Raw genomic sequence first — 11,952 nt, forward strand, 5'->3', positions numbered from 1 at the left:
TAGGCCGTGCGTGTTTATTCATCACTTCCACTCCCGCTTGACAATGTAGAGCACCTTGTCCGATAAGAGTGCGAGCGTCGAACCGTCCGGAGAGAGAGCAGAAGCACCGCAGTTGGCGAGAGATACCGCTGAGTCGACATACCTGAACTCCCCGGTCTCGAGATCAAGCGACACGGTGAAATCAAGAGATGTCTCCCCCTCCGAGGACTCGCACACGCGGTCGAGAATGACTTCATTGTCCAAAGAAACAAGTGAAAGACGACGTTTCCCGTAGCACATTCAGTGGTTGTTCGCAGCCTTTGCCAACCTCGGTTAGTGTATTATTTCACCCAACCAGATACTCCTAAGCTCAACCGACTCCGATCGTTCAAGTGAAATCACTTGCTCGAACCAGAGCAGTTTTGTAATCTTTAGGTTTGTGCTTCAGACCCGTTCGCATTGGGCGGTCAGTGTCTGAAATTACTAAAAGCATGATAAAAGAACAGCCCGTTTAACATACAGGTATGTATATTATATGAAGCGTAATCTTCTCACCTCAACGCTTGTATTGCTTTTTATCACCGGCCTGGCTGGTGTCACAATTGCCCGATTTGCTCCGGGACTGGAACTAAAATCCGATAATCGAGATCAGTCCAGCTTCACACCGGCCCACTGCTGTGCGGAACACAATGTCGGGAAAATCGTCTTGCAAGTTAACAACAACGGCACCCTGGGCAGTGGATTTGACCGGTGTAACGCTGTTGATTGTTTCACCGGAAAGGGGATTAACTCCTGCGAGTACCCCAAATACTCGGGCGCGGATTATCTATTCGCCGCCTCATTCTGGATCGGCGCCGTAGTCGGAAACGATACAACTGTTTCCCTGGGATGCGATGGCTGGTCACTTACTACTGAGATGTTCCCCGATGAATCCCCTTTCGGCGAGATGCAATTCCGATCTATTATCGATCCGTCTCAACCCGAATACGAGGATGCTGTCTCTGAACAGGACTATATCGCCGTATATACCGACACGATTACAGAAGGGATCGACCCGGATTATTTCGGCAAACCTCATTCACCTCTATATATTGAGGTGACTCAGAACTCATACGCCTGGTCCTACGCCTATGCCGAGGATTTCGTTCTCTTTGACTATCGCATCGAAAACATCGGCTCGGACATCCTTCAAGACGTCTACATGGGTATATACGTAGACGGCGATGTTGGCACTGTAGGCAGCGATCAGCGTGCGCAAGACGATATTTGCGGCTTCCTGCAATCATGGACGAACGATTACGGCGGTTGTTCCTTTATCGACACTACCTTCATTGCATGGATAGCCGACGCCGACGGTGATTTCGCAGAAGTCGAAACCGGACCGGCCCTTGGTGTCACGGGAACGCGCATTGTCAGAACACCTGCCGAGAGTTTACAGGTATCTTTTAACTGGTGGATCAGCGATGCTGCCGCGTGGGACTTCGGGCCACGACACCGGGAAAACTTCCGAGACTATCGCACCGGTGGGCTAGGCACTCCCATGGGAGATGTCAATAAGTACGCCATGATGAAAAATGGAGAGTTCGACTACGATCAGGTATTCACATTGACAATAGGTCCCCTTGACTCTATCTGGCTTTACCCTATTCAGGAGGTGGCTAGTCGCACCGCCAAGGGTGACGACACTCGCTATCTCCTGTCCTTTGGACCCTTCCAGATTCATCCCGGCCAAAGTCTGCCAATTTCATTTGCTTACGTCGGTGGCGAGAATTTCCATCAGGATCCCAATAACGCCAAACAATTCCTTCCTGACGATCCGGAGAGCTATTACGCCAATCTGAACTTCGAGGACCTGGCCACCAACTCTACCTGGGCCTCCTGGATTTACGACAATCCCGGCGTAGATACCGACGGCGACGGCGACTCCGGTAAGTTCCATATCTGCTGTAACGATTCCTCGATCAGTCGCATAGATACCTTGAGCGAAGACCCGCTGGTTACCGACACCCTCTGGGACAACGCCGTTTGCGACACCTTCTGGTACGAAGGAGACGGCGTACCGGATTTCTTAGGCGCCTCCCCGCCTCCCGCACCGACACTATGGGTTTACCCCGAAGAAGGTAAGCTTCGCATTCGCTGGAACGGTTTCCGCTCCGAAACCACGCGCGATGTTTTCTCCAAACTGGAAGACTTTGAAGGATATCGCGTTTATCTCGGTCGTGACATACGTGCTGCCAGCTACAGCATGATCGCTTCATACGACATCGAAGATTATAACCGTTACGTCTGGAATCCCGATCATCGCCCTTATGCCGATTTCGATTTGATTGATATTCCTTTTACCATTGACTCACTGCGTATATTATACGGCGACACCGCCAACGATATGGCCTTCGAGCCGCTGGCTTACACACGCAACCACCCCTTCGTACATCCGGACTTCCCCGACGATTCGATTTTCTACTTCGAGATTATGGACTACAATGTCAACCAGCTCGGCGGCAATAATCCGATCCGTAAAATCTACCCGCTTGACACCATTCCGCCTACCGCTTCCAGCCCGGAATTTGCCGAGGACTCCGAATTGACCGAGGACGGCTATTTCAAATACTATGAATACGAGTGCACGATCGACAACCTGCAGCCCTCCGTCCCCTACTACGTCAACGTCACCGCCTTTGATTTCGGCTCACCGGAATCGGGTTTAGCTTCGTTGGAGACCTCGGTTACGGTCGGTTATAAAACAACTTTCGCTCAGGCAAATTGGGATGAGATTCAACGACAGGATCTCAAAGTATACTGCTATCCCAATCCTTATCGCATCGACGCAAACTATCGGGAACGCGGACTTGAAGGCCGCGAGGAACAGGATCGTCCCTCCGACCGCACCCGCGAGCTTCATTTTGCTAATTTACCGCCCAAATGCACGATTCGTTTATACACGCTCGACGGCGACCTGGTCCGCGAGTTCGAACACGATAAAGAACCGTCCGAAGACGGCACACACATGCACGATAGCTGGAATTTGATTACGCGCAACACGCAGCGGATCGTCTCCGGCCTTTACTACTGGACGGTTGAAACTCCGAGCGGCGAGGTACAAATAGGCAAGTTTGTAGTTCTTATGTAAGGGACTGTTGAAAAAGTCATACATTCGGATATTCAATAAAACACGACTGTAATGCGGGCGACACAAGGCCGCCCGCTACGCGAGGTTAGAGTCCTTTAACGCGTAGCGGCGGGGCTTGTCTCAGCCGCAAAAGAGGTTTTTCAACACGCCCGTAATTAAGAGGGATATATCAGAATGGCGAAAACGGGTCGATGCAGCTCAAGGTTCGGATTCGGTCTCTGGCTGCTGACGGCGGTTATAATTTTATCGGTCGCGCAAATTTCATGGTCGCGCGACAGCATCAATCTCAAGACAGGTCTGCCGAATCAACGAATCGGATCGGCGCCGTTGTCGACATCGACACCGTACGTTGATTATACCGCCCATAACCGCGGTAATATCCAACTGGCTATCGCCAATAACGGAACTTTCGGCACCCTTGGAGCAGGCATTGCCGATCCCTTTACCGGCGATCCTATTCCCTCTTGTATCTATCCTCGCAACTCCAACCTGGTTTTCCTCTATGTGGCGGCTATCTGGATCGGTGCCGTGGTCGGACACGACACTCTCGTTTCGGTAGGCGATGAAGACTTCTATGTTACCCGAGAATTCTGGGCCGATGAAATACCGCTGGATGCCCCCTCGAACAGCAATTTCGCTTATTATTCGATCGATCCCTACTCGTCCTTTTACTCCGAATCCGCCCGTTCCGAAGAAGACATCTATTGCAGCTATACCGACACTATCACCGACCCGAAGGTAGTCAACTCCGATCCATTTACCAACACGCCCCACCAGCCGCTGGGGATCAGGATAGAACAGACATCGATGGCCTGGAGTTACGACTATTCCGACGATTTTATCCTCTTCGATTACCAGGTTGAAAACATCGGTTCAAAAACCCTCAACGACGTCTACATGGGTATCTGGGTCGATGGTGATGCCTGGCATACCTCTCGCAGCTCCTCTGATGGTTGGGACGACGATATTGTCGGTTTTTATCATACGCACCCGGCCCCCGAGGGTTATGGGCTGGTGGACACCGTCAATATCGCCTATCATGCCGACAACGACGGCGATCCCGTTGGCGAAGCCTGGGATTATCGCTCCATTCCCCATGTAGTCGGAATACGAGTGGTGCGGACTCCGTCGGATTCATTGCAATACTCCTTCAACTGGTGGATCACGAATTATACCAGCTCCGCCGCCGATTTCGGACCACGGCGCACCGGAACCGATGAAGATCCGTTTCGACCTTTTAGTTCCTGTCTGGGCACACCCGAGGGAGATCGCAACAAATACTATATCATGCGGCACCAGGAATTCGACTATGATCAGCTTTTCACCGCTCTCGATCATTCTCAGGACGGCTGGCTTCGTCCCCCCGATAATGCGGCCACTTTCGCCGCCGGTTACGATTGCCGCTATCTCCTGTCGTTCGGTCCGTTCACGATTCACCCCGGTCAGAAGTTACCAATCTCGTTCGCCTGGGTCGGAGGTGAGGATTTCCACACGCACCCCGGCGATTTCGCCAACCTGTTCGATCCGTATAATCCCAGTTTGTTCTATGGAACCCTGGATTTTTCACACCTTGCCGCCAACGCTCGCTGGGCCTCCTGGGTCTACGACAATCCCGGCGTAGACACCGACGGCGATGGTGACTCCGGCAAAGCCTGGATTATTTGCGCCGATACGTTAACGACCGAGGTCGATACCATCATCAACGGCGAGGATACCACAATCACCCTCTACACGCTGGAAAACTGCGATACCATCTGGTACGAAGGGGACGCCGTTCCCGATTTCTGCGGTGCCGGTCCTCCCCCACCGCCGGAGTTCTGGGTTTACCCCGAAGAGGGCAAGCTCCGCATCCGCTTCAACGGACTAAAATCGGAAACGACCCGTGATATCTTCTCCCGTGAAGTAGACTTCGAGGGATACCGTATCTATCTGGGACGAGATGAACGCGAACAATCGTTCACCATGATTTCTTCCTACGATCGCGAAAACTACAACAAGCTGGTTTACCAGGACGGCTCGTATGTTCTGGAGGACAGTCCGTTTTTACTCGAAGAACTCCGTTGTCTTTACGCCGACTCGTGCGAAGATGAATCCTGGTATCCGCTCGATTACACACGGACACGGCCTTATCAACATCCTGATTTTCCCGAATCCACTTTCATCTTTGAAGCTCAGGATTATAACGTCTCTACCCTCGGGGGTGAACGTTCCATACGTAAAATCTACGAGACGGCCGAGGAACCGAACATCCTCAATCCTGAAACCGCCGATTCCAGCCTGTTAACCGAAGATGGTTATTTCAAATACTACGAATACGAGTTCGAGATCGAAGACCTTCAGCCTTCAGTCGAATACTATGTCAACGTTACGGCGTTCGACTACGGTTCGCCTAAGTCCGGTCTTCAATCGCTGGAATCATCCGTCTCATACGGCGCCAAACGTGTCTATGCCCAACCCACCCCGGACGAAGTAGCCGCTCGCCGACTTGAGCCTTACGTCTACCCCAATCCGTATCGTATCGACGACGATTACAGCGGCCGAGGATTCGAAAACCGAGAGTCTGATCTTGCCGAAGAACGAGCCCGCCTGTTGCACTTCGCCAATTTACCCGCTCGTTGCACGATCAGTATATTTTCGCTCGATGGCGATCTTGTCCGAAAACTCGAGCATGACGTTCCGGCCGATGATCCCACCGCTTCGCACGAAACATGGAACCTGATCACGCGCAACACTCAGGCGGTTGTCAGTGGATTGTATTACTATGTCGTGGAAGCTGAGGATTTTTCTTACATCGGTAAAGTCGTCATTCTGAAATAGGCGTTGTCTCTGGCTCGACTCGATCGAGAGAGACAAATTTATGCCTCGACAGGAGATAACCGATACCCGACACCAACGCCAGCGAAGATATCAGAGCCCAGGCCAGGGCCGGGCTTTGGCCGAAATGATCGAGAATATACCCACCGAAAAGCGGGCCGAACGACCAGCCCGACGCCACGAAAAATCCATATATCCCCATGTAACGCCCCATCCTGCCTTCGGGAGCAAGACGTGAGGTCAACGTCAGAGAAGGCGGCGACATAACGATTTCACCGAAAGTTACGATGATGATCGCAAACATGAAGTATTCGAAACCTACCAGCACACCGATCATGCCGTATCCTACGGCATATAAAAACGCTCCATAAGCCAATTGGACGCTCAGCGAAAACCGCGATAAAAGGCGCGTCATCGGAAGTTGGAGAGCTACCACCATCAGCCCGTTAAGAGTATATAAATAACCGAGTTGGTTTTCCTCTATCCCGACCATCTCCACACTGTACAAAGAAAACGGCACGATTAACTGCGCCACGACAAGATACAGTAGAAAAATAAGCAACGAATGCCGCGCGAGCAATTTATCGTCCTTGACCGCGATGACATCGCGAATATGAAACCGATCGGACGGGAGGCGATTATCCGGCGCTTTGAGGAAAAAGAGAAAAATCGCCGCTGATACGAACGTCACCACGGCTGAAATGACGAACAGCATCGAATAGGACGAACTAGCCATGAAGCCACCCACCGCCGGTCCTGCTGCCCAGCCAAGATTACCGGCGGCACGGGTGATCGCATAGCCGTCCAGACGTTGCTCCTGAGGAAGAATGTCTGACACCATCGCATTGGCCGTGGGCTGAAAGATCGCGCCGAACGCCGACATGATGAACAGAAACACAGCCAGCCACCAGAAACCCCAATCCCAGTAAATAGCACAGGCCATCAGAAAAAAACTTATCCCACGATAAACCTGGGTATGTATCATCAATCCCTGACGTGAGAAACGATCCGACAGCTCTCCGCCGATCCCCTGAAAGGCGGAACGAACCACGGCCATCACCCCATAGAAAATCCCGATATCGGTAGGACTCATACCGTATTTGGAATGGAAGTAAATAGCGATGAACGGTAAAGACACCGCGAACCCGGAGGCCGAAATAAACCAACCAGCCGCGAGAATCCACAGATTACGATCGTACTGTCGCAGGTTGCCAAGATTTCGCGGTAACATATCGTTCAATATAGACGGTTGTGATCAATAGGCAAATTAAGACTTGAAAGCATGCCTGCGGCCATCATGAATAATGCTGATCCAGCCATTCCGCAATAGAAGAGAAACCGTTGATATCGTGGCGTTGCCAGCCGGCCTCAGCCATGGCCGCCAGGACCGAGGATTTATGCAATCGACGTAGTTTCTCACCTAACGACTCGGCCTTGAGTCTGGTGCCGACTTCCAGCGCCACCCCTCGATCCAGCAGTAAACGACGATTCAGAGGAGCAAAAGATCCTATATCGGGTCCAATGATCACCATCGGCAAGCCCAATCCCATGCCCCAGTTGCTCCGTTCGTGGGCGGGAGCGACAACGAAATCAAACCAGGAGAAAAGCCGGGCGGTGAGAGCATATTCCTCGCGACGGTTTTGGTACAACAGCAAAGTGGCTCGGGGTATTTCACCTTCAATCGGTGTCTCGGGCGTAACCACGAGAAAATCCGCACCGATACGGCCAAAACGCTGAATCGTCTGTGCCGCCAGCAATCCACCCGTTCGAGCGAACACCAAAACCCGATGACCGGCCGTTACGGTCGACCAGGCGACTTCAATCAGGCGCTCGACGTGAACCTTAGGCTCCGCCCCGGAGGAATAAAAGGCCCCCGTTAAAACTCCCCGCCCTTCCAGTCGTTTCCGCCGGAGTTCAAAAGATTCGGTTGCCTGCCTCACAAGAGCCGGTTCAATACACAAACCGGACACATGAATTCGTTCACGATCGTACCCGGCTTCGAGGAATGCTTGCGCTACAGCTTTTGTCGGGACAATCAAACGCTCCGCTCCCAGGACAAGCGACTCGTGCGGCGCCGACATTTCCCCATGCTGGTAGATCAAATTTCGGCGTCCTCTCAAGGCTGCCACCAACACCGGGTGTGCGACCAGCAGCGGTGACTCTTCCGCCATGAATTGAGACCTTATGTCTCGCGCAAGAAAGTGTAATCCCCAATTCCCGTGATTGTAGTTCGCTTTCTTCCTCAGCCTCGCATAAAACAAACCGATCGGGTTTCTCGGAGAGCTGTGCCGGTACAACCAGCGTGCCGTCTTCCAGGCCAGACGGGATAATCCGTGACTCAGATCGAAAACATTCGTCTGACGCCGCACCAGACGCACCCGAGCCGAGCGGATCAGAGCATCCACGATGCCGTCCAGATAATACGGATGTCCCCGACCGATTTCGGTGTACAGCAGTTCCAGCATTCTCGATTCCGGCACAACCGGCCGAGGTTCATCGGGAATCACGAAGTTTCCTCACGAATAACGTTTTTTCGGAAATCATGATAAGCGACACCGGGAGCGGCGTCAACGCCCGCGACGGGCAAAAATAAATGCGGCCGGGTTGGCTTCCGGCCGCATCAGACAATAGCTAACGAAGTAACTAGATCATTCGGAGACTTCGGCCATCTCGCGAAGGTCGACCACTTTCGATAGATCCAGAAACATAAGAAGGCGATCCTCAAGTTTGGCGACACCCTGGACATACTCCTGATCGATTCGGGTCACCAGTTCCGGCGGCGGCTCAATGGCGCTGCCCGGAATACGCAATACCTCGGACACGGCATCGACGATCAGACCGATCGTTCGTCCCTGAACATCCGCCACGACTATCCGGGTCGATTTGTCGTACTCGGCGGCATCCAGATCGAGTCGTTTCCTTAAGTCGATTACCGGAATCACTTTACCGCGAAGATTAATCACTCCCTCGACATAATCCGGTACCTTCGGTACTCGGGTTATCTCGGTCATCCTATTGATCTCCTGCACATTCAGGATATCCACACCAAATTCTTCGGCGCCGATCCGGAACGAAACCAACTGGATCAAATCATCGGTCCGATCCGCTTGCAGGTCGGTCAACATTTCGGTTTGGGTGGCGGTCATCAGCTTTTCCTTAACAATTCAATCCCCGGCCGGGCCGGAGACAGTCCCAAGTATCGCTATCAACTGTATCGGCAGGACCGCCGGGATATTAAGCAACTGGAAACACAAGTCTGGAGCTCTTTATCGCGTAGCGGTGGGATTTATCTCCGCCGCTGAAGATTTTTTTTCAATACTCCAGAGAATAAAAGCGACATAAAGCCGCCCGCTAAAGAAGGTTGGTTTGCATAAGCGGATTACCTGTTCAAATTTTGAGCAGGAGAGCCGGATCAATCCGACTCGGATAGAAGGGTCATCATCCGGGCGGCAGTCGATGGACTATGTCCCGAATAATGGTTGTTGAAAAAGGCAAACAAATCCTGGTCAACCCGGACTATTTTCTTGATCGTCTGGCGCCACCAGTGGAGGTCGGACTCCCGGTCGTCGCGGAGATATGAGAAGTCCTCCCTGATTTTACTGCGGTCTCCCAGAAAACGCAGGTAATGGAAGTCGGCGGTCGCTATATCCATACGAGGCATCCGGGGATGCTCGATCAGACACAGGGCGATATTCTTCTCACGCAACAGGTCGAACAACGCCGGAACTTCAAGCCAGGCTTGTTTGCGCAATTCAATCGAATAACGCGGACCGGACGGAAGCGCTTCGATCAAACGAATCAGGAGATCGAACCGCTCAGGCCCGAAACCAGCGGCGAATTGCAATAGAAGCGGCCCTTGTTTGTCCCCCAGCCCTTTCATGACTTCGATAAAACGACGAGCAACAACGAGACGTTCCTCGATTGTCCCCTCGTGTGTTACGGCCTTCGGAAACTTGGCGGAAAAAACGAAATCATCCGGAGTATTTTTACACCAGCGTTCAACCACCGCCGCTGAAGGAATTCGATAGAACGTGGCATCGATCTCAACCGCGTTGAACCGCGATGAATAAAACCGCAAAAAATCCGCCTGCGGGCAAAACTGCGGGTAGAAATTACCCAGCCAGTCCTTATAGCTGAAGCCCGATGTCCCTATCCTGTATTTCCCTGTGCTCATGACAATCCTGTAACAGCCGTCATTCCCGGAAGTTCAAAACGAAAACAGCTCCAAGATGTGATCATTATCCTAAATCAGAGGATTTATTCCTGCCCGTTGCGCCCCGGCCCGAATTGTTGTATTATCTGCCACAATGACGGCAAACGAAAGGATGTCACATGAAAGACAAACGTAACGAAATACTCGCCAAGCAACTGCTCGAATACTCCGTAGAGCTGAAAAAAGGCGAGACGATCTACATAGAGATCAAGGGAAAAGAAGCCCTCGAACTGGGTAAAGAACTTATCGGTCATGCCACTCGTCTCGGCGCTACGCCGTTCTGGTTTTACAACGATGAATCATTGTTGCGCCAATGGGTCCAGCACGCCAGTGAAGAGCAATATAAACGGCAGACGGAATTGCATCTGGAGCTGATGCGCCAGTCCGATGCCTATATCGGCCTGCGCGGTTCCGACAATCCGTTCGATATGGCCGATATCGACTCTAAAAAGATGGAGATGCAGTCCAAGCTCTTTTATCGCCCGGTGCACCTCGACGAACGTGTCAAGCGGACCCGCTGGGTCGTCCTGCGCTACCCCAACAACGCCATGGCTCAACTGGCTGAGACCTCACAGGAAGCGTTCGAGACCTTCTACTATAACGTCTGCTGCGCCGACTATGCCAAGATGTCAAAGGCTCAGGACAAACTCAAAGCCCTCATGGAAGCGACCGACAAAGTCCATATCAAATCCCCCGGCACCGACCTGACTTTCTCTATGAAAGACATCTTGGTAGTCAAATGTGACGGTCATCGCAACATTCCCGACGGTGAGGTTTACACCGCCCCGGTGCGCGATTCGGTTAACGGCGTTATTACCTATAACACCCCGTCGCTGTATCAGGGGAATCTGTACGAAAACATCAGCTTCACCTTTGAAAAGGGTAAGATCGTCAAAGCGACTTGCTCGGGCAACGAGAAGAAGCTCAACGAGGTTCTCGACAGTGATGAAGGCGCTCGCTACGTCGGCGAGTTCGCCATCGGTGTCAATCCGTTCATCCTGCACCCGATGAAGGATACCCTGTTCGATGAAAAGATCGCCGGCTCGCTTCATTTCACCCCGGGTCAGTGTTACGATGAGGCCCCCAATGGCAACGATTCCTCGATCCACTGGGATCTGGTCCTGATCCAGCGTCCGGATTACGGCGGCGGCGAAATCTATTTCGACGACAAACTGATCCGCAAGGACGGCGTATTCGTCGATAAAGACCTCGAGAAGCAGTTCTCGGAGGAAAATCTCAAGGCCGAAGGGCTCTAGGCCTCTAAGTAGAGGAGGATACGATGCAATCGACCACTGAAGTTATCAAGTTCGCCATGCAAATGGAACTGGACGGTAAGGCCTTCTACGAGAAAGGGGCTGCGGTCGCCGTTGATCCGGCGATCAAGGACATTTTCAAAACTCTAGCCGAAGAAGAGGCCAAGCACTTCACCATCTTCAAGAGCATGCGTGACGGTGCTCTCGAAGAAGCCCGGGCCGGCATGGCTGCCCGAACCCAGACCCCGAAGCTGGCCAAAAACATCTTCAAACAACTCACCGAAGCCGGGCGCGATTCAATCGCTGCCGAGGGTGCTTTGGAAACGTGGCAGGAAGCGATGAGGGTCGAAGAGAAGTCCGAGAAGCTCTATCGCGATGCCGCCGATAAAGAGAACGACGCCGTCCTGAAAGGTCTCCTGAACACAATCGCCGATGAGGAGAAAAATCACATCTACCTGATCGAGAATATGATCCTGTTCATCAAAGATCCACAGGGCTATGCCGCTTCATCTAATTACGCCAGTTTCATGAGCTGGGAAGGACACTCCTCCGACGAACTGTAG

9 protein-coding genes are annotated in these 11,952 nt (G+C 52.4%); 4 read left to right on the top strand and 5 right to left on the bottom strand.

Annotated elements, in window-relative coordinates:
* Positions 1–21: 21 nt before the first annotated feature.
* A complete protein-coding gene (locus PLF13_07250) occupies positions 22–279 on the bottom strand; it encodes a hypothetical protein (GenBank protein HOP07069.1) in 258 nt (85 codons plus the stop codon).
* Between the two features lie 235 nt (positions 280–514).
* On the opposite strand from PLF13_07250, the gene PLF13_07255 reads away from it, so the two are divergent.
* Together PLF13_07255 and PLF13_07260 are read left to right on the top strand one after the other, a co-directional pair.
* A complete protein-coding gene (locus PLF13_07255; GenBank protein ID HOP07070.1) occupies positions 515–3,109 on the top strand; it encodes a hypothetical protein in 2,595 nt (864 codons plus the stop codon).
* A gap of 174 nt (positions 3,110–3,283) precedes the next feature.
* Positions 3,284–5,926: a hypothetical protein gene (locus PLF13_07260; protein HOP07071.1), complete on the top strand. Its 2,643-nt coding sequence runs from the start codon at positions 3,284–3,286 to the stop codon at positions 5,924–5,926.
* On the opposite strand, the gene PLF13_07265 is transcribed toward PLF13_07260, so the two are convergent.
* The 4 genes from PLF13_07265 to PLF13_07280 all read right to left on the bottom strand — a co-directional run bounded on the left by PLF13_07265 (position 5,913) and on the right by PLF13_07280 (position 10,097).
* A complete protein-coding gene (locus tag PLF13_07265) occupies positions 5,913–7,154 on the bottom strand; it encodes an MFS transporter (GenBank protein HOP07072.1) in 1,242 nt (413 codons plus the stop codon). The genes PLF13_07260 and PLF13_07265 overlap by 14 nt on opposite strands.
* A 64-nt stretch (positions 7,155–7,218) precedes the next feature.
* Positions 7,219–8,388 carry a hypothetical protein gene (locus PLF13_07270; protein HOP07073.1) on the bottom strand — a complete coding sequence of 390 codons (1,170 nt, stop codon included), beginning with the start codon at positions 8,386–8,388 and terminating at the stop codon, positions 7,219–7,221.
* Positions 8,389–8,571: 183 nt separating this feature from the next.
* Entirely contained in the window at positions 8,572–9,069 is a 498-nt protein-coding gene (locus PLF13_07275; protein ID HOP07074.1) for a chemotaxis protein CheW, read from the bottom strand.
* A gap of 266 nt (positions 9,070–9,335) precedes the next feature.
* Complete coding sequence (locus PLF13_07280) at positions 9,336–10,097, bottom strand: DUF72 domain-containing protein (GenBank protein HOP07075.1); 762 nt, start codon at positions 10,095–10,097, stop codon at positions 9,336–9,338.
* Positions 10,098–10,255: 158 nt separating this feature from the next.
* On the opposite strand from PLF13_07280, the gene PLF13_07285 reads away from it, so the two are divergent.
* Positions 10,256–11,392 carry an aminopeptidase gene (locus PLF13_07285; GenBank protein HOP07076.1) on the top strand — a complete coding sequence of 379 codons (1,137 nt, stop codon included), beginning with the start codon at positions 10,256–10,258 and terminating at the stop codon, positions 11,390–11,392.
* A 23-nt stretch (positions 11,393–11,415) separates the two neighbouring features.
* Positions 11,416–11,952 (top strand): ferritin family protein, encoded by a 537-nt coding sequence (locus PLF13_07290; GenBank protein ID HOP07077.1) that lies wholly within the window; start codon positions 11,416–11,418, stop codon positions 11,950–11,952.

This window comes from Candidatus Zixiibacteriota bacterium, from assembly GCA_035380245.1.
Lineage (GTDB): Bacteria > Zixibacteria > MSB-5A5 > GN15 > FEB-12 > DAOSXA01.